The organism is Arthrobacter sp. B3I4, from assembly GCF_030816855.1.
GTDB lineage: Bacteria > Actinomycetota > Actinomycetes > Actinomycetales > Micrococcaceae > Arthrobacter.
On the sequence record NZ_JAUSYK010000001.1, the window covers coordinates 3,176,666 to 3,201,289 of the forward strand.

General features: G+C 67.2%; 22 protein-coding genes and 1 pseudogene. 7 read left to right on the forward strand and 16 right to left on the reverse strand.

The features are described from left to right. The 4 genes from QFZ61_RS15050 to QFZ61_RS15065 all read right to left on the reverse strand — a co-directional run bounded on the left by QFZ61_RS15050 (nucleotide 1) and on the right by QFZ61_RS15065 (nucleotide 5,942). Nucleotides 1-861: a CoA transferase subunit A gene (locus QFZ61_RS15050; protein WP_307037360.1), complete on the reverse strand. Its 861-nt coding sequence runs from the start codon at nucleotides 859-861 to the stop codon at nucleotides 1-3. A 20-nt stretch (nucleotides 862-881) separates the two neighbouring features. Then, nucleotides 882-2,045: an acyl-CoA dehydrogenase family protein gene (locus tag QFZ61_RS15055; protein WP_307037362.1), complete on the reverse strand. Its 1,164-nt coding sequence runs from the start codon at nucleotides 2,043-2,045 to the stop codon at nucleotides 882-884. A 62-nt stretch (nucleotides 2,046-2,107) separates the two neighbouring features. Next, nucleotides 2,108-4,327, reverse strand: a complete 2,220-nt coding sequence (locus QFZ61_RS15060; RefSeq protein WP_307037364.1) for a biotin carboxylase N-terminal domain-containing protein — start codon at nucleotides 4,325-4,327, stop codon at nucleotides 2,108-2,110. Between the two features lie 7 nt (nucleotides 4,328-4,334). Next, nucleotides 4,335-5,942: a carboxyl transferase domain-containing protein gene (locus QFZ61_RS15065; RefSeq protein ID WP_307037365.1), complete on the reverse strand. Its 1,608-nt coding sequence runs from the start codon at nucleotides 5,940-5,942 to the stop codon at nucleotides 4,335-4,337. 164 nt (nucleotides 5,943-6,106) lie between these two features. On the opposite strand from QFZ61_RS15065, the gene QFZ61_RS15070 reads away from it, so the two are divergent. Beyond that, a complete protein-coding gene (locus QFZ61_RS15070; protein WP_307037367.1) occupies nucleotides 6,107-6,733 on the forward strand; it encodes a TetR/AcrR family transcriptional regulator in 627 nt (208 codons plus the stop codon). Nucleotides 6,734-6,957: 224 nt separating this feature from the next. On the opposite strand, the gene QFZ61_RS15075 is transcribed toward QFZ61_RS15070, so the two are convergent. Genes QFZ61_RS15075 through pdhA form a run of 3 tightly spaced genes read right to left on the reverse strand, consistent with a single transcriptional unit; the run spans nucleotide 6,958 to nucleotide 10,582 of the window. Beyond that, entirely contained in the window at nucleotides 6,958-8,397 is a 1,440-nt protein-coding gene (locus QFZ61_RS15075) for a dihydrolipoamide acetyltransferase family protein (RefSeq protein WP_307037369.1), read from the reverse strand. Continuing rightward, nucleotides 8,394-9,404, reverse strand: a complete 1,011-nt coding sequence (locus tag QFZ61_RS15080; protein ID WP_307037370.1) for an alpha-ketoacid dehydrogenase subunit beta — start codon at nucleotides 9,402-9,404, stop codon at nucleotides 8,394-8,396. The genes QFZ61_RS15075 and QFZ61_RS15080 overlap by 4 nt, the downstream gene beginning before the upstream one ends. Then, entirely contained in the window at nucleotides 9,404-10,582 is a 1,179-nt protein-coding gene (pdhA, locus tag QFZ61_RS15085; protein ID WP_307037371.1) for a pyruvate dehydrogenase (acetyl-transferring) E1 component subunit alpha, read from the reverse strand. The genes QFZ61_RS15080 and pdhA overlap by 1 nt, the downstream gene beginning before the upstream one ends. A 197-nt stretch (nucleotides 10,583-10,779) precedes the next feature. On the opposite strand from pdhA, the pseudogene QFZ61_RS15090 reads away from it, so the two are divergent. After that, a pseudogene (locus QFZ61_RS15090) lies at nucleotides 10,780-11,254 on the forward strand (Lrp/AsnC family transcriptional regulator). A 36-nt stretch (nucleotides 11,255-11,290) separates the two neighbouring features. Here the strand turns inward: QFZ61_RS15090 and QFZ61_RS15095 are convergent. Then, the gene (locus QFZ61_RS15095) at nucleotides 11,291-12,211 is read right to left on the reverse strand and encodes a LysR family transcriptional regulator (protein ID WP_307037373.1); all 921 of its coding nucleotides are present in this window, start codon (nucleotides 12,209-12,211) and stop codon (nucleotides 11,291-11,293) included. An 83-nt stretch (nucleotides 12,212-12,294) separates the two neighbouring features. On the opposite strand from QFZ61_RS15095, the gene QFZ61_RS15100 reads away from it, so the two are divergent. Next, nucleotides 12,295-13,233: a DMT family transporter gene (locus QFZ61_RS15100; RefSeq protein ID WP_307037375.1), complete on the forward strand. Its 939-nt coding sequence runs from the start codon at nucleotides 12,295-12,297 to the stop codon at nucleotides 13,231-13,233. A 111-nt stretch (nucleotides 13,234-13,344) separates the two neighbouring features. On the opposite strand, the gene QFZ61_RS15105 is transcribed toward QFZ61_RS15100, so the two are convergent. Further along, the gene (locus QFZ61_RS15105) at nucleotides 13,345-14,961 is read right to left on the reverse strand and encodes a cation acetate symporter (protein ID WP_307037376.1); all 1,617 of its coding nucleotides are present in this window, start codon (nucleotides 14,959-14,961) and stop codon (nucleotides 13,345-13,347) included. Further along, on the reverse strand, nucleotides 14,958-15,338 hold the full coding sequence (locus tag QFZ61_RS15110; protein ID WP_307037378.1) for a DUF485 domain-containing protein: 381 nt from the start codon (nucleotides 15,336-15,338) through the stop codon (nucleotides 14,958-14,960). The genes QFZ61_RS15105 and QFZ61_RS15110 overlap by 4 nt, the downstream gene beginning before the upstream one ends. A 192-nt stretch (nucleotides 15,339-15,530) precedes the next feature. On the opposite strand from QFZ61_RS15110, the gene QFZ61_RS15115 reads away from it, so the two are divergent. The 4 genes from QFZ61_RS15115 to QFZ61_RS15130 are packed head-to-tail and all read left to right on the forward strand — an operon-like array spanning nucleotide 15,531 to nucleotide 19,366. Continuing rightward, nucleotides 15,531-16,748: a sensor histidine kinase gene (locus QFZ61_RS15115; RefSeq protein WP_307037380.1), complete on the forward strand. Its 1,218-nt coding sequence runs from the start codon at nucleotides 15,531-15,533 to the stop codon at nucleotides 16,746-16,748. A gap of 53 nt (nucleotides 16,749-16,801) precedes the next feature. Continuing rightward, entirely contained in the window at nucleotides 16,802-17,524 is a 723-nt protein-coding gene (locus QFZ61_RS15120) for a LytTR family DNA-binding domain-containing protein (RefSeq protein WP_307037382.1), read from the forward strand. Next, nucleotides 17,521-17,892, forward strand: a complete 372-nt coding sequence (locus QFZ61_RS15125; protein WP_307037384.1) for a hypothetical protein — start codon at nucleotides 17,521-17,523, stop codon at nucleotides 17,890-17,892. The genes QFZ61_RS15120 and QFZ61_RS15125 overlap by 4 nt, the downstream gene beginning before the upstream one ends. Nucleotides 17,893-17,899: 7 nt before the next feature. Further along, nucleotides 17,900-19,366, forward strand: a complete 1,467-nt coding sequence (locus QFZ61_RS15130) for a cation acetate symporter (RefSeq protein ID WP_307037387.1) — start codon at nucleotides 17,900-17,902, stop codon at nucleotides 19,364-19,366. A gap of 3 nt (nucleotides 19,367-19,369) precedes the next feature. Here QFZ61_RS15130 and QFZ61_RS15135 read toward each other — a convergent pair whose 3' ends face one another. The 6 genes from QFZ61_RS15135 to rpsB form a co-directional block, all read right to left on the reverse strand. Continuing rightward, the gene (locus QFZ61_RS15135) at nucleotides 19,370-19,957 is read right to left on the reverse strand and encodes a DivIVA domain-containing protein (RefSeq protein ID WP_307037389.1); all 588 of its coding nucleotides are present in this window, start codon (nucleotides 19,955-19,957) and stop codon (nucleotides 19,370-19,372) included. A 102-nt stretch (nucleotides 19,958-20,059) separates the two neighbouring features. After that, on the reverse strand, nucleotides 20,060-20,980 hold the full coding sequence (locus QFZ61_RS15140) for a phosphatidate cytidylyltransferase (RefSeq protein WP_307037391.1): 921 nt from the start codon (nucleotides 20,978-20,980) through the stop codon (nucleotides 20,060-20,062). Continuing rightward, nucleotides 20,980-21,537: a ribosome recycling factor gene (frr, locus tag QFZ61_RS15145; protein ID WP_307037393.1), complete on the reverse strand. Its 558-nt coding sequence runs from the start codon at nucleotides 21,535-21,537 to the stop codon at nucleotides 20,980-20,982. Before frr ends, QFZ61_RS15140 begins: the two co-directional genes overlap by 1 nt. 74 nt (nucleotides 21,538-21,611) lie before the next feature. Continuing rightward, nucleotides 21,612-22,349, reverse strand: a complete 738-nt coding sequence (gene pyrH, locus QFZ61_RS15150) for a UMP kinase (protein WP_307037395.1) — start codon at nucleotides 22,347-22,349, stop codon at nucleotides 21,612-21,614. Between the two features lie 155 nt (nucleotides 22,350-22,504). Further along, nucleotides 22,505-23,341: a translation elongation factor Ts gene (gene tsf / locus QFZ61_RS15155; RefSeq protein WP_307037398.1), complete on the reverse strand. Its 837-nt coding sequence runs from the start codon at nucleotides 23,339-23,341 to the stop codon at nucleotides 22,505-22,507. 136 nt (nucleotides 23,342-23,477) lie between these two features. Continuing rightward, entirely contained in the window at nucleotides 23,478-24,383 is a 906-nt protein-coding gene (gene rpsB / locus QFZ61_RS15160) for a 30S ribosomal protein S2 (protein ID WP_307037400.1), read from the reverse strand. Nucleotides 24,384-24,624 lie beyond the last annotated feature (241 nt).

A 24,624-nucleotide genomic window follows, 5' to 3' on the forward strand; every position in this document is an offset into this window, starting at 1 on the left:
CTAGGCTCCTGACTGCGCAGTGTTTGTGGGACTCGGATTTGTGGGACTCGGGTTACCGGAACTGGTGTTACCGGGACTGGTGTCACTGGGACTTGCGGCGTTACCGGCGGCGGTCATCGCGACCGTTCGTTTTTCGATGCGTTTCTCCCCCTCCGGAACCAGGACCACGCGCTGGACGAAGATCCCGGGGACGTGGATGTGCTCCGGGTCCAGCTCCCCCGGCTCGACAAGTTCTTCGACCTCGGCGATGGTGATCCTGCCGGCCATTGCGCAGAGCGGGTTGAAGTTCATTGCGGTGGCGTGAAAGACCAGGTTGCCGTGCCGGTCGCCCTTCCAGGCGTGCACCAGGCCAAAGTCCGGCGTCAGCGCCTCCTCCAACACGTAGTCGGTCCCGGCGAAGTTGCGGACCTCCTTGGGGGCGGAGGCAACCGCGACGTTCCCGTCGGCGTCGTACTTTTGCGGCAGCCCGCCGTCGGAGACCTGGGTACCGACGCCGGCGGGCGTGTAGAAGGCCGGGATGCCTGCACCGCCGGCGCGTAGCTTCTCGGCCAGGGTGCCCTGCGGGGTGAGGATCACTTCGAGCTCGCCGGCGAGGTACTGCCGGGCGAATTCCTTGTTCTCCCCCACGTAGGAGCTGATGGTGCGGCGGATCCGGCCGTCTTTGAGCAGGATCCCGAGTCCCCAGTCATCCACGCCGCAGTTGTTGCTCACGGTCTCCAGGTCGGTTGCGCCGCGTTCGTGCAGGGCGTCGATCAGCGCGACCGGGATGCCGCAAAGGCCGAAACCCCCGACGGCCAGGGACGCGCCGTCGGCGATGTCCGCGACGGCCTCCGCGGGGCTGGCAACGACTTTGTTGATCATCGGGAAATCCTTCCGGCCGGCTACAGTCCCAGTTCGCGGGCGATTAGCATCAGCTGGACCTCCGTGGTGCCCTCGCCGACTTCCAGGATCTTGGAGTCCCGGTAATGGCGTGCCACGGTGAACTCGTTGATGAAGCCATAGCCGCCGAACACCTGGGTGGCGTCCCGCGCGTTGTCCATGGCTGCCTCGCCTGCGACCATCTTAGCGATGGCCGCCTGGGTCTTGAACGGCTTGCCGGCGAGCATCCGCGCAGCTGCGTCGTAGTAGGCCAGCCGGGCGGTGTGGGCGCGTGCTTCCATCCGGGCAATCTTGAAGGCGACGGCCTGGTGCTTGCCGATGTTCTGACCGAAGGCGCTGCGCTCCTTGGCATATTTCACGGCCTGGTCCACGCAACCCTGGGCGGCGCCGACGGCGAGCGCCGCGATGGCGATCCTGCCCTCGTCGAGGATGGAGAGGAAGTTCGCGTAGCCGCGGCCCTGGACGCCGAGCAGGTTTTCCGTGGGGACGCGGACGTTGTCCAAGGTCAGCGGGTGGGTATCCGAGGCGTTCCAGCCAACCTTGTTGTAGGCCTTCTCAGCAGTGAAGCCGGGGGTGCTGGTGGGCACCAGGATGGTGGAGATTTCTTTCTTGATGCTGCCGTCCGGGCGTTCCTGCTGGCCGGTGACGGCGGTAACGGTGACAAGCTTGGTGATGTCCGTACCGGAGTTGGTGATGAATTCCTTGTTGCCGTTGATCACCCACTCCGCGCCTTCGAGCCGCGCGGTGGTTTTGGTCCCGCCGGCATCGGAGCCTGCTTCGGGTTCGGTCAGGCCGAACCCGGCGAGCGCTTTGCCGGAAGCCAGCAGCGGCAGCCATTCCTGCTTCTGGGCGTCGTTGCCGAAGCGGTGGATCGGCATGGCGCCGAGCGAGACGCCGGCCTCCAGGGTGATGGCGACTGACTGGTCCACCCGGCCCAGCTGCTCCAGGGCCAGGGCGAGCGCGAAGTAGTCCCCGCCCATGCCGCCGAATTCCTCCGGGAACGGCAGGCCGAACAGACCCATCTCGGCCATCTGGGAGACGACCTCGTAGGGGAAGCTGTGTTCCTCGTCGTGTTTGGCCGAGACCGGGGCTACGACCTGGTCGGCGAATTCGCGGACGGTGTCGCTGAGGTCCTGGTATTCCTCGCTGAGTTCAAAATCTGGCATGGGATGACTCCTGTGTCTGGGGTGGCTGGCAGGTCTTCAGTACTGCGGGTGGTTGCGGCTGGCTAGTCCGCCGCGCCCATGGCGATCACGGATTCTTCGATCGTGTCTTCTGCTGCGTTGTCGGCGGACGGCGCTGAGTCGGGGTGGATGGTGGCGAGGACCTGGTCTGCCTTGACCAGGTCTCCGGTGCCGGCGCTGATGTGGACCGTGCCGGCCAGCGGTGCCACCAGCTGGTGCTCCATCTTCATCGCCTCCACCGAAAGCAGGACCTGGCCGGCGGTGACGGTGTCACCGTTGCTGACCGAGACGGACACCACGGTGCCGGGCATCGGCGAGCGCACCGCCGGGTCGGCCGCCCCTTCCTCGCGTTCGACGGCGGCCAGCACCCGTGCGAGGCGCGCTTCGCGGGTCAGCGGCTCGAGACGGCAGGACCAGCCCTCGTTGCCGAGGTAGACAAACTCCGGCAGGTCCTCCCGCGGATAATCCGGCCCGAACGGCGTGCGGGCGAAGCGGTGTTCCGCGCCGTCGATCTCCAGGAAAATCTCATCGCTGGCCATCCCAATGACCCTCACGTCGCGCTCGGCCCCGCCGTCGACCCGTATCCGAGCATGGCCGAGATCGATGTTCTCGACGAACGTCACCGCGACGGCGGAGAGCCCGGCGCCCGGGGTGCCGAAGCTCATGGTCCACGACGCCGGGGCACCGAGGCGCCAGCCCCGGGCGCTGTCCCACGGGGACCCAACCGTTGCCGGGGCCTCAGCGAGCACCCAGAAGGGCATGGCTGCGGCGATGAGTTCGTTGTCGCCGATACGGCGGAAGGTGAAGCCCGGCATCTTGCGTTCGATCAGGCCGGTGTCGAGCCGGCCGGCGCGGACGTCGGCGTCGTTGATCAGCATCCGCAGGTATTCGACGTTGGTGTCCACCCCCAGAACGGTGTACCGGGCCAGGGCCTGATCCAGCTTCTCCAGCGCGGCCGCGCGGTCCTTGCCGCGGGCGATGACCTTGGCGATCATCGGGTCGTAGTCGCTGGAGATCTCCAGGCCCGTCATCAACGAGGAATCGATCCGGATGTCCGGGTCTGCGGTTGCCGGGGGGAAGGAATCCAGGTCATCCAGCGCGGTGAAAATCGTGCCCCGTTCGTCGAGCAGCAGCACCTCTCCCCCGGACGGCAGGAAGTTCTTCTCCGGAACCTCGGCGTAGACGCGCGCCTCCACCGAGTGTCCGGTGAGGACGACGTCGTCCTGGGTCAGTGTCAGTTCCTCGCCGGCGGCGATGCGGACCTGCCACTCGACCAGGTCGATGCCGGTGACCATCTCGGTGACCGGGTGCTCGACCTGCAGCCGGGTGTTCATCTCCATGAAAAAGAACTCGTCCGGGGCATTGTCGGAGACCAGGAACTCCACGGTGCCGGCGCCGGAGTAGTTGACGCTGCGCGCGGCGTTGCAGGCAGCCTCGCCGAGGCGGGCTCGGATGGCGGCGCCGTCGGGCAACGATTCCAGCAGCGGGGACGGGGCCTCCTCGATGACTTTCTGGTGCCGGCGCTGCAGCGAGCATTCCCGCTCGCCGAGGTGGATGACGTTGCCGTGGTTGTCCGCCAGCACCTGCACCTCGATGTGCCGCGGGGTGGTGACGAGGCGTTCCAGGAACAAGGTGTCGTCACCGAAGGCGCTCGCGGCGACGCGGCGGGCGGTGGCGAGCGTGGCCGCCAGGTCCTCGGCGCGTTCGACAATATGCATGCCCTTGCCGCCGCCGCCGGCCGAAGGTTTGATCAGCAGCGGAAAGCCTACGCCGGCCGCGGCGTCGATCAGCTGCGCGTCGCTCATGCCGGGTTCGGCGATGCCCGGCACGACCGGTACACCGTAGCCGGTGACATGGTTCTTGGAGCGGATTTTGTCGCCCATGACGTTCAGGGATTCGACGCCGGGGCCGATGAAGGTGATTCCGGCGGCCTCCAGGGCGCGGGCGAAGTCGGCGTTCTCGCTCAGGAAGCCGTAGCCCGGATGCACCGCCTCGGCGCCGTTCTCGCGGCAGGCCTGGATGATGGCTTCGATCTTGAGGTAGCTCTCGGTAGCCGCGGCGGGGCCGATCCGGACGGCGACGTCCGCCTCACGCACGTGGCGGGCCCCGGCGTCGGCATCGGAGTAGACGGCCACCGAGCGGATGCCGAGGGTCCGCAGGGTGCGGATCACGCGGCAGGCGATCTCGCCGCGGTTGGCAACGAGCACGGTGCCGAAGAGCGGCTTCGCGGTTGTGGAGGCAGCGGGAGTGGAAGTAGCGGTCATGGCTGGCTCACATCCGGAAGAGGCCGAAGGAGGTCTCCGGCAAGGGGGTGCGGGAGACGACGTCGAGCGCCAGTCCCAGGACGGTGCGGGTGTCCGCGGGGTCGATGATGCCGTCGTCCCAAAGGCGCGCGGTGGAGTAATAAGGGCTGCCCTGGTCCTCGTACTGCTGCTTGATCGGGGCTTTGAAGGCTTCCTCGTCTTCCGCCGACCATTCCTCGCCGCGCGCCTCGTACTGGTCCCGTTTGACCGTGGCGAGGACGCTGGAGGCCTGGTTCCCGCCCATCACCGAAATCCGGCTGGCGGGCCACATCCAGAGGAAGCGCGGCGAATAGGCGCGGCCGCACATGGAGTAGTTTCCGGCGCCGAAGGACCCACCGATCACCACGGTCAGCTTGGGCACGCGCGCGGTGGCGACGGCGGTGACCATCTTGGCGCCGTTCTTGGCGATGCCGCCCTGCTCGTAGTCCTTGCCGACCATGAAGCCGGAGAGGTTCTGCAGGAAGATCAGCGGGATGCCGCGCTCGTCGCACAGTTCAATGAAGTGCGCGCCCTTGAGCGACGATTCGCTGAACAGCACGCCGTTGTTGGCCACGATCCCCACCGGGTGGCCGTGCAGCTTCGCGAAGCCGGTGACCAGGGTGGTGCCGTAGTTCTTTTTGAATTCGTGGAAGCGGCTGCCGTCCACCAGCCGGGCAATGACCTCGCGGACGTCGTACTGGGCGTTAACGTCGGTGGGGACCGCGCCGTACAGCTCACTTTCGTCTGCCAGCGGTTCGACGGCGGTGTCCACGTCCCAGACGGGGGCTGCCGGCTTCGGCAGGGTGGAGACGATGTCCCGGACGATCTGCAGGGCGTGCTCGTCGTTTTCGGCCAGGTGGTCGGTAACGCCGGAGATCTTGGAGTGCACGTCCCCGCCGCCGAGTTCCTCGGCAGTGACGATCTCGCCGATGGCGGCTTTCACCAGCGGCGGACCGCCCAGGAAGATCGTTCCCTGGTTGCGGACGATCACGGTCTCGTCGCTCATGGCCGGCACGTAGGCGCCGCCGGCGGTGCAGGAGCCCATGACGGAGGCGATCTGCGGGATCTTCGCCGCGGACATCCGGGCCTGGTTGAAGAAGATCCGGCCGAAGTGCTCCTTGTCGGGGAAGACCTCGTCCTGCCGGGGCAGGAACGCGCCGCCGGAGTCCACCAGGTAGATGCAGGGCAGCCGGTTCTCCAACGCGATCTCCTGCGCCCGCAGGTGTTTTTTGACCGTCATCGGGTAGTAGGTGCCGCCCTTGACGGTGGCGTCATTGGAGATGACGAGGACCTGCCGGCCGTGGACCAGGCCGATGCCGGCGATGACCCCGGCGCCGGGCGAGTCGCCGTCGTACATTCCCTCGGCGGCCAGCGGAGCGATCTCCAGGAAAGGGCTGCCGTCGTCGAGCAGTCTGTCGATGCGCTCGCGGGGCAGCAGCTTGCCGCGGGCCACGTGCCGCTCGCGGGATTTTTCCGGTCCGCCCAGTGCGGCAGCGGCCAGGCGTTCCTTCAATTCGCGGGCCAGCCCCAGCTGCGCCTCCCGGTTCGCGGCGAAGGCGGCGCTGTTGGCGTCCACCTGGCTGGCGATTGTCTCCATTGACTGCTTCCGTCCTCGGCCCTGCGGCCGGTCCCGCCCGAGGGCGGCATCCGGCCATTTCGGTTAGTACCGCATAACTGAGATTTAGGTTAGTCTCTATTAACTGTGATGTCCACCACGCGCTAGTCCAAACCAGCAGCGCGGTGTTAGAGAAGGGTGCGCCGGTGACCGATTCCAGCCAGACAACCCAGCGCAGCCAGGCCAAGGAAAACCGGCGGAAAGCCTTGCTCACCGCTGCCGCCGCCCTTTTCGCTGCCGACGGCTTCAACCGGGTGTCCCTGGAGGACCTGGGAGCTGCCGCCGGAGTCAGCGGGCCCGCCGTCTACCGCCACTTCTCCGGCAAGCAGGCGGTCCTCGGAGCGTTGCTGCTCAGCGTCAGCCAGGACCTGCTCGACGGTGGCCGGAGCGTGGTGGACAGCTGCGACGGCGCCGCTGCGGCGCTGGCCGGCCTGGTGGAATTCCACGTCGACTTCGCCCTGAGCAATCCGGATGTCATCCGTGTCCAGGACCAGGACTTCAGCAACCTCGAGGACGACGACGAAGCCGAGGTCCGGACCCTGCAACGCCGCTACGTGGAACTGTGGGTGGAGGTCCTGGCGGGGCTGCATCCGGATACCGATCCGGCCGAGCTGCGGATGCGCGCACACGCCACCTTCGGCCTGATCAACTCCACCCCACACTCGGTCCGCAACCACGGCCGCCGCATGGCCCTGAAGCGTGCCCGGCCGCTGCTGGAAAGCATGGCCCTGGCCGCCCTGACTGCACCGGCTGCCCCTGTCCTCCGCGGCTGAGGCCTGCCGCCGTTGGCTGACTTCACCCCCGGGGGTGACGGCCGTCCGGGGGAACTTTGACACGGACACGCCGCAAACCAGCGCCGCCGACGTCGGGAAGCCCAACAAAGTGCCCCCGGACGGCAGCAGATGGCCGGCCGCTCACCAGCCAGGCGGCAGCGGCGGCGACGGCAAAAGGGCCGGGCACCTTCCGAAGATGGTGCCCGGCCCCGGAGCGGATCGGGTCAGACCATGGCCAGCGCCATGCCCGGATCGGCCAAGATGGTGCCGAGGTCCTGCAGGAAACGCGAGCCCTGTTCGCCGTCGACCAGCCGGTGGTCGAAGGAGAGGCTAAGGGTCATTACCTGCCGCAGCGCCACTTGGTCCTGGTACTCCCACGGCATCTTTCGCACTGCGCCAAGCGCCAGGATGGCCGCCTCCCCCGGGTTCAGGATGGGGGTGCCGGCATCGATGCCGAAGACGCCGATATTCGTGATCGAGATGGTCCCCCCGGAGAGGTCCGCCGGGGCGGTCTTGCCGGCCCGGGCGGTTTCGGTCAGTTCGGTCAGGGCCGTGGACAGCTCCAGCAGGGACATCCGGTCGGCGTCCTTGATATTGGGAACGGTCAGTCCCCTCGGCGTCGCGGCTGCGATGCCGAGGTTGACGTAGTTGAACTGCACGATCTCCTGGTTTGCCTCGTCCCACCGGGCGTTGAGCGTCGGGTGGTTGCGCAGCGCGATCAGCACCGCCTTGGACACTAGCGTCAGCGGCGTGAGCTTGTAGCCGGCGAAGGCCCGGCTGGCCTTCAACCGGCCCAGCAGCTCCATGGTCGGGGTGACGTCCAGTGTCAGGAACTCCGTGACATGCGGCGCGGTGAAGGCGCTGGAAACCATCGCGGCGGCAGTGAACTTCCGCACGCCCTTGATCGGAGTCCGGGTTTCCCGTTCGCCCTGCACGGGCGCGGGGCCGGCGGTTTGGCCAGCGAGTTCCCGGGACGCAACCGGAAGGTCGCCGCCGCCGACAAAGTTGCGGACATCCTCGCGGGTGATCAGGCCCCGCTCCCCCGTGCCGGGAATGGCGGACAGGTCGACGCCGAGGTCCTTGGCGAGCTTGCGCACCGGCGGCGTGGAGCGGGGACGCTCCGCCGGGCGGCCACCGTCGGCTGGCGCGGCGGCCGCAGCGGTGTCCTGTTCGACGGCGGGCGCTGCAGTTGGCGCTGGCGCTGCCGCGGGCGCGGGCGCTGCAGGAGCCGGGGCAGCCGGAGCCTGAACCGGAACCCCAGTCGCGGCGGCCGGAACCGCAGCAGGTGCGGCGAAGCTGCGCGCGCGGCGGGCGGGACGGCCGGAGCTTTCCAGTACCGCACCGTAGCCAACGAGGTTCGGTTCCCGCTTGGCAGGAGCTTCGCCGCCGTCACCGGATTCGGCGCCGCCGTCGCTCTCAATCTCGAAGGAAACGATCGGCTTGCCCACCTCCACCACCGTGCCGGGCTGCTCGTGCAGCGCCGTCACCACGCCCGCGAACGGTGAGGGAAGTTCAACGACGGCCTTGGCGGTCTCCACCTCGGCGATGATCTGGTTAAGCGTTACCGTGTCTCCGACGCCGACCTTCCAGGCGACGATTTCAGATTCTGTCAGGCCTTCGCCGAGGTCCGGAAGCCGGAATTCCTTGATCATGGTGGCGGTCATCCTTCCAGCCCGCTCAGGGAGTTGGGACGGCCCAGGGCCCGGTCGACGCCGTCGAGGATCCTGTCCAGGCCCGGCAGGTGGTGCATTTCTAGCTTTGAGTACGGGTACGGGACATCGAACCCAGTCACCCGGACCGGCGCCGCCTCCAAGTGGTAGAAGCAGCGCTCGGTAATGCTGGCGGCCACTTCCGCGCCGAGGCCGCCGGACTGGCTGGCCTCATGCGTGATAACCAGGCGTCCGGTCTTCCGGACCGAGGCCTCGAGGGTGGCGAAGTCGACGGGGGCCAGCGAGCGCAGGTCGATCACCTCCACGGAGGTACCTTCATCGGCGGCCGCCAGGGCAGCGTCGCGCGCGGTCTTCACGAGCGGGCCGTAAGCGACGAGCGTGACGTCGGTGCCATCAGTGACCACGCGCGCCTTTTCCATGGAAAGCGCAGTCGTGAGCTCCAGGGACTCGTCCACCTCACCCTTGTCGTGGTAGCGGCGCTTCGGTTCGAAATAAAGCACCGGGTCGTCCGAGGCGATGGCCTGCTGGATCATGGTGTGCGCGTCCTGCGGATTGGAGACGCTGACCACCCGCAGGCCTGAGGTGTGGGTGAAGTACGCTTCCGGCGACTCGGAGTGGTGTTCCGGCGACCCGATCCCGCCGCCGAACGGCACGCGGATGGTGATGGGCATCTTCACGGCGCCCTGGGTGCGGTAGTGCATCTTGGCGACCTGGCTGACGATCTGGTCGAAGGCCGGGTAGATGAAGCCGTCGAACTGGATCTCCACCACCGGCCGGTAGCCGCGGTAGGCGAGGCCGACGGCGGTGCCCAGGATGCCGGATTCGGCCAGCGGGGTGTCCACAACACGGTGTTTCCCGAAGTCTTTCTGCAGGCCGTCGGTGACGCGGAAGACGCCGCCGAGGGTGCCGATGTCCTCACCCATGAGGATCACCTTGGGATCGTTTTCGAGGGACTTGCGCAGGCCCGAGTTAATGGCTCGGGCAAAGGTCATCTGCGTCATCAGCGTGCACCTTCTTCGGATACGGCTTCTGCGGGATCGCCGAACGAAGCCAGGTAACGGGCGTAGTGGTCCTGCTGGCGGTCCAGCCAGGAGTTGGGCGTGCTGTAGACGTGCTGGAAGATGTCCAGCGGTTGCGGCTCGGGCATGTGGATGGTGCCGGAGCGCAATTCTTTCGCCACGGCGTCGGCCTTCGCCGCGACGGCGGTTTCGAGTTCGTCGGTGAGCAGCCCCTTGCGGTCGAGCAGGGTCTTGAGCCGGGCGATCGGGTCCTTGGCGGCCCAGTCCTCGAGCTCATTGGCGTCCCGGTAGCGGGTGGGGTCGTCCGCCGTCGTGTGCGGTCCCATCCGGTAGGTGACGGCCTCGATGAAGGTCGGGCCGCCGCCGCGGCGTGCCCGGTCGACGGCGATCCGGGTCGCGGCCATCACGGCCAGCACGTCGTTGCCGTCCACGCGCATGCTGGGAATACCGAAGCCTGAGGCGCGGTCGGCGATCTGGATGTGTGACTGCAGCATCACCGGCTCGGAGATGGCCCAGTGGTTGTTCTGGCAGATGAACACCACCGGAGCCTGGAAGCTCGCCGCGAAGACCATCGCTTCGTTGACGTCGCCCTCGCTCGTAGCGCCGTCACCGAAGTAAGCCACGGCGACCGAGTCGGCGCCGTCGTTCTGGATGCCCATGGCGTACCCGGTGGCGTGCAGCGACTGGGCGCCGATGATGATCTGCTGCGTCGCCACGTTGACCGTGTAGGGGTCCCAGCCGGCCAGGGCATTGCCGCGCCAGGCCTTCACGATGTCGGCCGGCTTGACGCCCCGGCAGTAGGCGACGCCGTTGTCACGGTAGCTGGGGAAGACGAAGTCGTCCTCCCGGAGGACGCGGGCCGAGCCGATCTGGGACGCTTCCTGGCCCAGCAGCGGCGGCCAGAGGGCAAGTTCACCCTGGCGCTGGAGGGCTGTGGCCTCGGCGTCGATCCGGCGGATCGCCACCATGTCCTCGTAAAGGGACGCGAGCTGTTCGTCGCTAATGTCCTGGACCCACGGGTCGAACTCCGGATGGCTTATGCGCTCACCCCCCGGGGTGATGAGCTGGACGAGATCGCCGCCCGAGCGCCTGTTTGATTCTGCACTGTTTCCGGGGCCCCCGGCGGCCATGCCGCCCTTGCCCGCGTCGTCGGTAAACACAGTTTGTCCGCAACCTTCTGACGTCGTCTGACCGCTGCCCGCGGGACTTGTGATCCCTACGCACGGTGGCCACCCGGGCGCCGTTGCCCCGGATAATTGTGACCCTACTCACAACTGCTATTGGGTACAACTACCCTCGCCGATCTTGAGCATTTTGCCCTGCTGGCGCCCGCCTGACCGTGCTAATCTTGCGCATTATGCAACCTTTGGATGGCACTGACACCCGGCTGCTCTCGGCCATGGCACGGGAACCCCCGCGGCACCGTCGTGGCGCTGGCACAGAAGCTGGGACTGTCGCGGAACACCGTCCAGGCCCGGATGGCGCAGCTGGAGAAGAAACACGTCTTTCTCTCCTTCGAGCGACGAATCAACCCGGCCGCGCTCGGCTATCCCCTGATGGCCTTCATCTCCGTGCACGTACAACAGCAGAAACTGGGCCAGCTGGCGGTGGATCTCGCCGGCGTTCCGGAGATCCTGGAAGGCTACGGCCTCACCGGATCCGCCGACCTGCTGCTCCGTGTAGTCGCCCTGGACGCCGAAGACCTGTTCCGGATCAACGGCAAAATCCTGTCCTGCGACGGGGTGACCCGCACCGACACCGCGCTGGCGATGGGCGAGCTGATTCCGTTCCGGATCCAGCCGCTGCTGGAACGGGGACCGGCGCAGGCCTGAGGCATCCCGGGTGGATGTGCAGCGCGGGTGCGCAGGTTAGCTGGTACGGGCCTTCCCCTCCGCCGCTGCCGGGCGCCTTCGCTCTATGTGCCGCAGGACAGCCGCGAGGGGTGGCCAGTTGCGGTTACCGCGGTGCGTCCGCGCGTAGGCGCGAAGCCGGACAGCCGGCCGGGTGAGGGGAATGAGTACGACGCCTTCGCGCGGCCGGCTGTCCGCCGGCAGGAGCCCGATCCCCATCCCGGCAAGAATAAGGTCTTCAACGAGTTCAAGGCTGTCCGCCTGGTGCCTGATCCTTGGTTCAAAGTCCGCCATCGACGAGATCAGCCGAAGGACGTCCTCATCGGCACGGTTTCGTGAGTTGCCGATCCAGTCATGCTCGCGATAGGCCGCGAAGACTTCGGGCGCGGTCAGGTCCGGCGCCGGCGCACCACGGTCGGGGACGCCGAGGCCCCACGGGGTGCTCCACAGGCGGACCGAGTCGAACGCGGCACCCCGGTCGTCAGGGGCGAGGCTGTAATCGTAGGTGAGGGCCAAATCGACCGAGCCGGCGGCGAGCAGCGCGAACGCTTCATCGGGCTCATGTTCGCGCACTTCGACTTTGACCCGGGGGTGGCTGAGGGCAAGGTCAGCCATGATCGGCATCAGGACCGTTCGCACAGCGGTGACGAATCCGGCCACGCGCACGGTTCCCACTGGTTCGGCATCAGCGTCCAGCTCTGAGGCCGCAGCCCTTACGGCGGCGAGGATGGCTTCAGCGTGGCCTGCCAGCCGAAGGCCCGCGGGCGTCAGCCGCACTCCCCGCCCGTCGGGCTCCAGCAGCACGGTACCGGTTTCCCGGGCGAGGGCTGCGAGCTGCTGCGACACCGTGGACGTCGTCGTACCGAGGAGGTCGGCGACGTGGCGCATCGAGCCGTGGCGGGCCAGTTCGAGCAGGACTTCAAGGCGGCGGGTTTCCATTCCATCATTGTCCGTGCTTTCTGGACGGTTTGTGAAGGATTGTCGCGTGGACGTGAACGTTGATGTCGGGTCTACTGGGATGCATGAAAGCTTTCTCGCAAGGCCGTTCCGGCGGTCCCGGCAGCGGAACGGCGATGGCCGGTGCCGCCATCTGTTGTGTGCAACTGGGACTTGCCGCCTCGGTCGGACTCTCTGAGCGACTCGGCCCGGAAGGGGTGTCATGGTTGCGGCTGGCATGGGCCGCAGTGATCCTGGTGGTGCTCGGCCGTCCCTGGCGGATCAGGGTCAGCGGCTCAGCCCTGCTGACCTGTGCCCTCCTCGGCACGGTTACCGCAGGGATGACGCTGCTGTTCATGGGCGCCGCCGTCCGGATACCCCTGGGGACAGCGAGTGCGCTCGAGTTTCTGGGTCCGCTGTCGGTGGCTGTCATCCGGGGCCGGCGGGCCGGACGGTGGTGGGCGCTGGTCGCCGCCGGCGGCGTGGCGGCTCTGACGGAACCCTGGCACGGCGGCACCGATCCACTCGGCCTGGTCCTGGCCCTGGGCGCCGGAGCGTGCTGGGCGGCCTACATCCTCCTGACCCAGCGGGCCGGCAACGAGGTGAACGGCCTGCAGGCGTTGGCCGTGTCGATGCCGGTTGCCGCCATCGTGACGACCCTCGTAGTGGGACCGGCGGTATTCGGCCGTCTCGACTGGCCGCTTCTGCTCACCGGCGCCGGTCTGGCGCTGCTGATGCCAGTGATCCCCTTCAGCCTGGAACTGCTCGCACTGCGCCGCCTCAAGGCCTCGACCTTCGGCACCCTGATGAGCCTGGAGCCTGCGGTTGCGGCACTGATCGGCTTCGCCGTCCTGGCGCAAGCTCCGGGGATCAGTGCCGGCATCGGCATCGCCCTGGTGGTTGCGGCAGGCATCGGCGTCACGCTGCAGGAGAAGGCGCCACGGCCCCCAACTGTGACAGCGGATGCCGGGGGCCGCGGGGAAGGCGCTCCCGTGCCGCCAGGGCCCCGGGACGCCCGTCTTTAACTCCGCGCGCATCACCCGCGAATCAGTGGTGTACGCGGCGGAAACGGCAGAAGCCCCCGTGCACTGCACGGGGGCTTCTGCTGTGCTGCGGCCGCCCGGAAGCGGTTCCGTCTAGTGGTTGGTGGCCTTCTCGGCGCCCACCCCGGTCAGGGAGCGGACCTCCATCTCGGCCTGCTTGGTGGTGTCTTCGAGCTTCTTATCCAGCACCGTGCCCAGCCAGCCCAGGAAGAACGCGAGCGGGATGGAGACGATACCGGGGTTGCTCAGCGGGAAGATCGCGAAGTTGGCTCCGGCGATCATCGACGTCTTGGTGCCGGAAACCACCGGTGAGAGGGCGATCAGGATGATGGCCGACCCGAGGCCGCCGTACATGCTCCAGATGGCGCCCTGGGTGGTGAATTTCCGCCAGAACAGCGAGTAGATGATGGTCGGGAGGTTCGCCGACGCTGCTACAGCGAAGGCCAGGGCCACCAGGAAGGCGATGTTCTGGCCGTTGGCGAAGATGCCGCCGACGATGGCCAGGATGCCGATGACCACGACGGTCCTGCGGGCCACCCGGACCTCGGTGTCCGGGTCTGCCTTGCCCTTGGCGATGACGTTGGCGTAGATGTCGTGGGCAAAGGACGCCGCCGCGGTAATGGTGAGGCCGGCGACAACGGCGAGGATGGTGGCGAAGGCCACCGCCGAGATGAAGCCGAGCAGCAGCGGACCGCCCAGGTGGAAGGCCAGCAGCGGTGCCGCGGAGTTGACCCCGCCCGGGGCGCCCTTGATGGTGTCCGCGCCAACGAGCGCTGCAGCACCGTAGCCCAGAACCAGGGTGAACAGGTAGAAGAGGCCGATCAGCCAGATGGCCCACACCACGGACTTGCGGGCTTCCTTGGCGGTCGGCACCGTGTAGAAGCGCATCAGCACGTGCGGCAGGGCGGCGGTGCCAAGCACCAGCGCCAGGCCGAGGGACATGAAGTCCAGCTTGGAGGTGTCCGACTTGCCGTACTGCAGGCCGGGGTTGAGGACGGCCGGGTTCTTGGCCGTTTCGACCGCGCCACCGAGCAGGTCGGAGAGGTTGAAGCCGTAGATCGCGAGGACCCAGAAGGTCATCACGGCCGCGCCGGCGATGAGCAGCATGGCCTTGATGATCTGGACCCAGGTGGTGCCCTTCATGCCGCCGATCAGCACGTACATGATCATCAGGGCGCCGACGACGACGATCACCAGCGCCTGGCCGCCCCAGTCACTGATGCCCAGCAGCAGCGAGATCAGGCTACCGGCGCCGGCCATCTGGGCGAGGAGGTAGAAGAAGCAGACCGCGAGGGTGGAGATGGCTGCCGCGATGCGCACGGGGCGCTGCTTGAGCCGGAACGAGAGCACGTCGGCCATGGTGAACTTGCCAGTGTTGCGGAGCAGCTCGGCCACCAGCAGCAGCGCGACGAGCCACGCGACAAGGAAGCCGATGGAGTACATGAAGCCGTCGTAGCCGTTGACGGCGATGGCTCCGGTGATGCCCAGGAAGGACGCGGCCGAGAGGTAGTCACCGGCGATGGCGGTGCCGTTCTGGGAGCCGGTGAAGGAGCGGCCGGCGGCGTAGTAATCGGCTGCTGTCTTGTTGTTCCGGCTTGCCCGGAACACGATCACCATGGTGACCGCGACAAAGAGGGCAAAAATCCCGATGTTCAGCAGTGTCGTGTCTTTGAGGGCGGCAACATTGACCGCAGGAACCATTAGCGTCATTTCTCCACCCCGGTGATCTGGTTGCCGTGCTTGTCGAACTCGTGGCCTTCGATCCCATGGCGGATCTCGGCGGCGATCGGGTCCAGTTTCCGGTTCGAGTAGCTGACGTACCAGCTGGTGATCGCGAACGTGGAGACGAACTGCAGCAGGCCCAGGATCAACCCGATGTTGATGTTGCCCCAGACTTTGGTGGACATGAAGCCCACCGCATAGTCGGCCAGCAGGACATAGGCGAAGTACCACAGCAGGAATGCGATGGCCATCGGAAAGACAAAGCTGCGGTGACGTTTGCGAAGTTGCTGGAACTGCTCCGTCGACTGGACTTCCTTGAAGTCCACGGCCGCCGCTGCGTCCGTATGTTGGGCGTCGTGACCCATCGTTCCTCCTCATTGAGACTGGCGAGCCACCGCCGGGTACCCGGGCTCCCGGAAACAGTCCTCCGGCAACATGTGACTGAGATCACTGTGCATCGCGGCGCGGACCACATTCCAGCACCCCCGCCGTTTCCGTCGCTCAACGGTTGCGATGCTGCGCCAAACGGCATCCCGGCGGCGCGTTACGCTGGCAGCATGCCGGACTCTCCCCTGTTCACCGCCGCCGCGATCGCCGTGATCGCCCTGGCCATCGCCGTCGTCGTGGCCGTCGGGCTCAAGGTCCTGCGTTCTTTCCGCGAGCTGGGCACCGATGCAGAACGCGCGACGTATAAGACCCTGCATGCAGCTTCCCGGGCAGGGCAGTATCTGCGCACCGGGCTGAATCCGGCCGGCGCCGCCAAGGCGAGCCGGCAGCTGCGGGGCCTGCTGGGCTGTGATGCCCTGGCCATTACCGACACCACGGGCGTCCTGGCGTGGGACGGTGCCGCGGAGGAGCTTAAGCCGGCCCTGATGGGCCTCGCCGCGGAGGTGCTGGCGGGCGGGCACACGGCGGTGATCCCGGCCGGTGAACTGCAACTGCTCGCCGGCAGCCAAAGCGCCGCGCCGCTGGGACCCGGCGGGGAACGCGCCGTGGTGATCGCCCCCATCAAGGCCAGCACCCGGGTGGTGGGCGTCGTGGCAGCCTTCGCCCCCGCCGCCGGCGCCGGACTGGTCCGTGCCACCAGCGAGGTGGCCGACTGGGTGGCGACGCAGGTCGAGTTGGCCGAACTGGACGCTTCCCGGACCCTGCTGATGGAGGCCGAAGTACGGGCGCTCCGGGCGCAGATCAGCCCGCATTTCATTTACAACTCGTTGAACGCCATCGCTTCCTTCATCAACACCGACCCAGTGCGGGCCCGGGAGCTGGTGGTGGAGTTTGCGGACTTCACCCGGTATTCGTTCCGCCGGCACGGGGACTTCACGACGCTGGCAGAGGAGCTGCGGTGCATCGACCGCTACCTGCTCCTGGAACGGGCCCGCTTCGGCGAACGGGTCCAGGTCAGCCTGCGGATCGCGCCCGAGGTTCTCAGTACCGTCATCCCGTTCCTGAGCCTGCAGCCGCTGGTGGAGAACGCGGTCCGGCACGGGCTTGAGGCCAAGGAGGGTCCGGGCCACATCACCATCACGGCCAACGACTCCGGCGCGTTTGCCGAGGTGACGATCGAGGACGACGGCGTGGGCATGGATCCGGACAATCTCCGGGGGCTGCTCGCCGGGCACAGCGACGGCGACCACGTCGGACTGCGCAACGTTGATGCCCGGCTGCGGCAGGTCTACGGCGAGGACAACGGCCTGGTCATTGAGACCGCCCCCGGCGAGGGCACCCTGATCACCATGCGGGTCCCCAAGTCCCAGCCCCGGCACGACGCCTGAGCCCAGGGACGTACCCTGAACCGGCCGATCCCCCGCGGCGGTACCCTAAGACCATGATTAACGTCCTCGTCGCCGACGACGAGCTGCCCGCAGTGGAGGAACTGGCCTTCCTGCTGGGCCGCGACGACCGCATTGGAACCATCCACCGCGCCTCCTCCGGTGCCGAGGCGCTGCGCACCCTGGAGACCGGCGACGTCGACGCCGTCTTCCTGGACATCCACATGCCGGCCCTGTCCGGGCTGGACATTGCCCGGGTCATTGCCCGCAGCAGCAAACCCCCCGCCGTCGTCTTCGTCACCGCCGACGAGGACTGCGCGCTGGAAGCGTTCGAGCTGGCCGCTGTGGACTACCTGCTCAAACCGGTCCGCGCCGAGCGGCTGGCCAGGTCCATCGGCCGGATCAGCGAGCTGATCCGCAACGGCGGCGGACCCGCGCCGGAGATGATCACCGTGGACCTTGGCGGCACCACGAAGATGATCCGGCGCGAAGACGTCACCTACGTCCAGGCGCAGGGTGACTACGCCAGGCTGCACACCGCTGACGCCAGCTACCTGATCCGGGTGCCGCTCGCGGACCTGGAGCAGCAGTGGGCCGACGCCGGGTTCCTGCGCATCCACCGGTCCTATTTGATCGCCCTGAACCACGTCGGCCATATGAAGCTCGCCGCGGCGCGCCCCAGCGTGACCGTCGCCGGTGCCGAACTGCCGATCAGCCGCCGGCACCTGCCCTCCGTGCGGGAGAAGCTCGAGACGACCCGGATCCGGCCGCAGGCATGACCCGGGTCCGTGTCACGGCGCCGCGGACTGTCAGGGCAGGCGGCGCCGCCGCCGGGCGTGTGTCCGCTGATACGCGGGAGGCGGCCGAGGAATCCGACGCCGGGCAGGTGTTCATCCGCTCGCTGATCCGGTCCCAGCTGCGGCTTGCCCTCGTGGTCGCTGCCGGGTTCCTGCTGATCCTGCTCGCCTTCGCGCTGCTGCTCGGGCTGGTGCCGGGCCTGGCCGAGCTAAGAATTGCCGGGCTGCCCTTCGACTGGGTCCTGCTGGGCGCCGGGATTTATCCGGTGATCGGCCTCAGCGCCTGGCTGTACGTGCGGACCGCGGCGCGCAACGAGTCCCGGTACCGCGACCTGGCCGGGGACAGGTGAAGCGCTGATGAACCCGGTGGTGGGCATCGCTGCGTTCACGGCCGTCTCACTGGCCACCGCCGTGATCGGTTTCTACGGCCTGCGGATCTCGCGCACCACGGGTGACTTTTATGTCGCCTCGCGCACGGTCCGGCCGTGGTGGAACGCGTCGGCGATCGGCGGCGAATACCTGTCCGCGGCCAGCTTCCTCGGCGTCGCCGGGCTGATCCTGCTCTCCGGCACGGACGCCCTGTGGTTCCCGGTGGGCTACACGGCCGGATACCTGATGCTCCTGCTTTTCGTCGCCGCCCCGCTGCGGCGCTCCGGCGCCTACACCATTCCCGACTTCACCGAGGCGCGGCTGGACTCCCGGGCGGTCCGCAAGGTCACCAGCCTGGTGGTGGTGGTGGTCGGCTGGCTCTACATCGTCCCGCAACTGCACGGCGCGGCGCTGGCTATCCGCATCACCACCGGGCTGCCGGCCTGGGTGGGGCAGGTGGCGGTGGTCGCCGTCGTCTGCTTCACCGTGGTGGCGGGCGGCATGCGGTCCATCACCTTCGTTCAGGCTTTCCAGTACTGGCTGAAACTGACGGCGCTGGCCGTTCCGGTGCTGTTCATCCTGCTGGTGGTGGCCGGCAACGGCTCCCCCGCCGCCGCAGAGGCGTCCGTGAACCCGACGGCGCTGGCACCGGCCGGGCCATACCAGAACATTTCCCTGCTGGTGGCGCTGTTGTTCGGGACGCTGGGGTTGCCGCACGTGCTGGTGCGCTTTTACACCAATCCGGACGGCCAGTCGGCGCGCCGGACCACGCTGATCGTGCTGGGCCTGCTGTCCGTGTTCTACCTGTTCCCGACCGCGTACGGCCTGATCGGGCGGATGTTCGCCCCCGGCCTGGCACGGACCGGCCAGGCCGATGCCCTGGTGCTGCTGCTGCCCGGGCGGATGGTGGGCGGAGCGGCCGGGGACCTGTTGTCCGCGCTGGTGGTGGCGGGCGCCTTCGCCGCGTTCCTGTCCACCACGTCGGGGCTGGTGGTGTCACTGGCCGGCGTCATCAGCCAGGACGTCCTGGGCGGCAGCGTGCGCGGGTTCCGGTTCGCCGCACTGATCTCCGCGGTGGTCCCGCTGGGGATTGCCACAATGACGGACTCAACGGCGTTGGCCGGCAGCGTGGGACTGGTCTTTGCCTTCACCGCCTCAACCATCTGCCCGGTGCTGCTGCTGGGCATTTGGTGGCGCGGGCTGACCGACGTCGGTGCGATCGCCGGGATGCTGACCGGAGCGGTGCTGTGCGGCGGCGCCATGCTTGCCGGTGCCGTGCTCGGCTCCGCCGGGACACCGCCGTGGCTGGCGCAGCCGGCCGCGTGGACGGTGCCGGCCGCCTTTACGGTGATGGTCCTGGTCTCACGCGCCACCCAGGGCCGGGTCCCCCGGAGCATCACACGGCTCATGACGCGCCTGCACACGCCGGAACGACCGCTGGTGACGGAACGCTGAGTGTCAGTCGATGGCGGCCATGAGTTCCACGACACGGTCCAGGAAAGCGTCCACCTGACTTTCCTCGTAACCGTCGCGGCCGACGGCGGGGCGGAAGGTGGCACGACGGATATTGTCCACACTCAACGGCTGCTCTTCATCGAGGTAGCCGATGAGCTCGTGGCACAGGCCGTCGACGTCGGCGGTGTTGTAGCTGCGCACCTTGGCTTTGGCGGGCCGGCGGAAGCGCTGGCCGTCCGGGCGGTGCAGCCTGCCGCGGAGCAGCCCGGCGAGCCGGCCGATTTCCCGGAGCCATGCTTCCTCGCCCCGCTCCCCGATCAGTTCGTCGCGTTCCCGGCGCGCCAGGGCGTCCTCAAGGCGGTCCAAGGCTGCGTCCACCCCGGCGGCAGAGTAGCCGCCCTTGACCGGATCAAAGGAGACAGCGCGGACATCGGCGCTCCTGATGGCGTGCGGCGACGCCTGGGGTGTCTCGAATGACACCCTAGCCCGCTCCAGAAACTGGTCGACCTGCTTCGCGTTGTACCCGTATTGGTTCCGCTGCACGCGGTCAAAGGAGGCAGGGATCTGCCGATGAATGTCCAATGTAACCATGTTTCCTTCGATGCCGTTCGGCGTTCGTGGCGCCACGTATAGGCGCTATTTGCTCGGCACCATTCTAGGCACCGTGGTCCGGGCGCAGCGCCCGACCTCCGCCTAGCCGCCAGCGCCGGCAGAGAAAATCATGAAAGCCACCGGAGAGGCGAACACGATGGAGTCGAGGCGGTCCATGACACCGCCGTGCCCGGGGAGGCCATTGCCCATGTCCTTGATACCCAGTTCGCGTTTGACCATCGACTCGGCCAGGTCGCCGGCCGTGGCCGCGGCCACCATGCCAACGGCCAGCGCCGCACCAAACCACCAGGGTTGGCCCAGCACGAAGATGCTGGCGAGGACGCCCACCAGCACGGCACCGGCAATCGATCCGCCGAAACCCTCCCACGATTTCTTGGGGCTGATCTTCGGCGCCATCGGGTGCTTACCCAGCGAGGCGCCCACCAGGTAGCCGAAGGTGTCGTTGGAGACCACCAGCAGCAACAGGGTGCCGATCTGCCAGGCGCCGACGGGCACGACGCCGCCTGGCCAGGGCCCGATCGGCGTGACCCCGCCGGAGGCGTGCAGCGGAAGCACGGCGAAGCTAATCAGGAACGGTACCCAGGCCAGCGTGAATACACCAGCGTAAATGCTGCGCGCGGACCCCGCGGCACCTTCCAGGGACCGCCAGAGGAGCACGGCGACGCTGCTGAGCAGCAGCGCGAACAGGAGGCTTTCGGGGCCGCCGAAGTAGGCTGCGAGCGGCATCGCCACCGTGCCGGTCATCGCGGGGATGATCGGCAGCCGGGTGCCGGAGGCCTCCAGCGCGCGGAAGACCTCCCAGACGCCGAAGATCGCGAACACGGTGACGATGAGCACGAACGCCAGGGGCATGAACAGCAGGCCGCCCAGCACGGCAAAGAGCATGGCGAGGCCGACGGCCGTGGCCGCGGGGAGGTTCCGGCCTGCCTTCGGCGTCGGGTTCTTCCGCTCTTTCCCCCGCACCCGGACCCGCGGCCCGGGTGCCTGCTGTTGGTCCGCCATCAGACCTCGAGCAGCTCGGCTTCCTTGCGCTTGAGCAGTTCGTCGATGCCTTCGACGTGCGCCTTGGTCAGCGCGTCAAGTTCCTTCTCGCCGCGGGTGCCCTCGTCTTCGCCTGCTTCGCCGTCCTTGACCAGCTTGTCCAGGGTTTCCTTGGCCTTGCGGCGGATGTTGCGGATGGACACCTTGGCGTCCTCGCCCTTGGACTTGACGATCTTGACGTACTCCTTGCGGCGTTCCTTGGTCAGCTCCGGAATGGTGATCCGGATGACGTTGCCGTCATTGGAGGGGTTGGCGCCCACCTCGGAGTCGCTGAGGGCCCGCTCAATGTCCCGCAACGCGGTCTTGTCGAACGGGGTGATGAGGATGGTCCGGGCATCCGGGACAGCGAAGGAGGCCAGTTGCTGCAGCGGCGTCGGCGAACCGTAGTAGTCCACCAGGACCTTGTTGTACAGGCCGGGAGTGGCCCGGCCGGTGCGGATCGAGGCGAAGTCTTCCTTGGCTACTTCAACCGCCTTGTCCATCTTGTCCCCGGCCTCAAGCAAGGTTTCTTCGATCACGTTCTCTCCTCAGAAATTGGTGCGCACCCCAGTGCCCGGGGAGCTGAACTGTCCTAAAAACATCCTAGCCGCAGCTAAGGGGTGACTACGGTGCCGAGCTCCTCGCCGCGGATTGCCCGGGTGACGTTTCCTTCGCCCTCCATGCCGAACACCACCATGGTCAGGTTGTTGTCCTTGCACATGGTCATGGCGGTCTGGTCCATCACCCGGATGTCGCGGCGCAGTGCCTCGTCGTAGCTGAGCCGGTGCAGCTTCTCGGCGCTTGGGTCTTTTTTCGGATCGGCGGTGTAGACACCGTCGACACCGCTTTTGGCCATCAGGACGACGTCGGCGTGTACCTCCATGGCGCGCTGGGCTGCGACCGTGTCGGTGGAGAAGTAAGGCAGCCCGGCGCCGGCGCCGAAGATGACGACGCGGCCCTTCTCCATGTGCCGGATGGCGCGGCGGGGAATGTACGCCTCAGCCACCTGGCCCATGGTGATGGCGCTTTGGACGCGGGTTTCCACGCCGGCCTGCTCCAGGAAGTCCTGGAGGGCGAGGCAGTTCATCACGGTGCCAAGCATGCCCATGTAGTCGGCGCGGGAGCGGTCCATGCCGCTTTGCGAGAGTTCCGCGCCGCGGAAGAAGTTTCCGCCGCCCACGACGATAGCGACCTCGACGTCGGGCACGGCGGCCGCGATCTGCTTGGCGACGCCGCGGACGGTGTCCGGATCAACGCCCAGTTTGCCGCCGCCGAATACCTCGCCGGAAAGCTTGAGGAGTACGCGGCGCCGAGTCTTCGTTGGCTGGGCTGAATTGTTGACGGTATCCATGGTGCCTTCCCGTTGGTGAGCTCTGAAAAAGGTTATCGTGCCGGGGACGAAAGGCTGCATTCTGCGCCCTGGCCAGTGTCCCGCGGCTGCTCGCACAAAGCGGGCGCATGCAAAAGGGGTGGCCACCGCAGTGACCACCCCTCAGCGGAACTTACTTAGGAACCGACGCGGAAACGCGTGAACGCGGTTGCCTTGACGCCGGCCTCTTCGAGGACCTGCGCGACGGACTTCTTGGCATCCTTGGCGAATGCCTGGTCAACGAGGACCTCGCCCTTGTAGAAGCCGGTAACGCGGCCTTCCACAATCTTGGTCATCGCTGCCTCGGGCTTGCCCTCAGCCTTGGCGGTTTCCTCGGCGATGCGGCGCTCGGACTCGACCAGGTCGGACGGGACGTCCTCGCGGGTCAGGTAGTTCGGGGCCATCGCGGCGATGTGCACGGCGACGTCGTGGGCGGCGGTGGCAGCGGCTTCGCCTTCGCCGTCAACGGCGAACAGCACGCCGACCTGGGCCGGGAGGTCCTTGGAGGTCTTGTGCAGGTACGCGTCGACCGTCGGGGCCTCGATCCGGGAGATGCGGCGGACGACGACCTTCTCGCCCAGGATGGCGCCTTCTTCGACGACAACCTCGGAGAGCGGCTTGCCGTCAACGTCGGTGGCCAGCAGGGCGTCGAGGTCGGCAGCGCCGGACTCAACAGCAACAGCCAGCACCTTGTCGGCGAGCTGGATGAACTTGTCAGCCTTGGCGACGAAGTCGGTCTCGCAGTTGACCTCGATCATCACGCCGACGCCGCCGTCGACCTTGGCAGCGACCAGGCCTTCCGCGGTGGAGCGGCCCTCGCGCTTGGTAGCGCCCTTGAGGCCCTTGATGCGGATGATTTCGATGGCCTTCTCGGCGTCACCGTTGGCTTCGTCAAGAGCCTTCTTGACATCCATCATGCCGGCGCCGGTGCGCTCGCGCAGAGCCTTGATATCAGCGGCAGTGTAGTTCGCCATGTGAACCCCTCTGTCTAGAAAATTTATGTGGTGTACGAACTGACAGGACGGCTGCCCACGGTAGGTGAGCGGCCATCCTGTCAGTACCCCAAGGGCCGCGAACGGCGCTCAGGGAGATCCAGCTTGGTGTGTCTGACTACTTGGCTTCGTCGGCAGCCGGAGCAGCTTCAGCGGCGGGAGCCTCTTCGGCTGCCGGAGCAGCTTCAGCGGCGGGAGCCTCGGCAGCTTCCGGAGCAGCAGCTTCAGCGGCGGCCGGAGCGGCGGCGGCTTCGGCCTTGCTGCCTTCGAGGAGCTCGCGCTCCCACTCGGCCAGCGGCTCTTCCGGAGCGTCCGTGGTGCCGGTGGCGCGCTGGTTGCGGGCGATCAGGCCCTCAGCAACGGCGTCGGCAACGACGCGGGTCAGCAGGTTCACGGAGCGGATGGCGTCGTCGTTGCCCGGGATCGGGAAATCGACTTCGTCAGGATCGCAGTTGGTGTCCAGGATGGCCACAACTGGGATGTTCAGCTTCTTGGCCTCGTCAACGGCGAGGTGTTCCTTCTTGGTGTCGACAACCCAGAGGAGCGAAGGCGCCTTGGTCAGGTTGCGGATACCACCGAGGTTGGTCTCCAGCTTGGTCAGCTCACGGCGAAGGAGCAGCAGTTCCTTCTTGGTGTAAGCGGAGCCCGCGACGTCGTCGAAGTCAATTTCTTCGAGTTCCTTCATGCGCTGGATGCGCTTGGAAACCGTCTGGAAGTTGGTCAGCATGCCGCCGAGCCAACGCTGGTTGACGTACGGCTGGCCGACGCGGGTGGCCTGCTCGGAGATGGCTTCCTGCGCCTGCTTCTTGGTACCGACGAAGAGGACGGTGCCGCCGTGTGCAACGGTGGCCTTCACGAACTCGTAGGCACGGTCGATGTAGGACAGCGACTGCTGCAGGTCAATGATGTAGATGCCGTTGCGCTCCGTGAAGATGAAACGCTTCATCTTCGGGTTCCAACGACGGGTCTGGTGTCCAAAGTGGACGCCGCTGTCAAGCAGCTGGCGCATAGTTACGACGGGCATGCCGACGCTCCTTCCGGCAGGTCATTCATGAGAAAGCCCTGGGGCTCTCTTACCCTGCCAATAGTTGACGGTTGATTAGCAACACCCAGGCGGGTGTTCCTCCTGGCATCCACCGCACCCCTCATCCGGGCCCTGGGGCCGGACCGTAAGAGGCGCAGTCCTCCGCACCCGGAAGCCGGGCTTCGGATAGGGAGGGCTGGATACGCGTAGTCAGCCGCTGCTCCCGCACTCCTGAATGAGA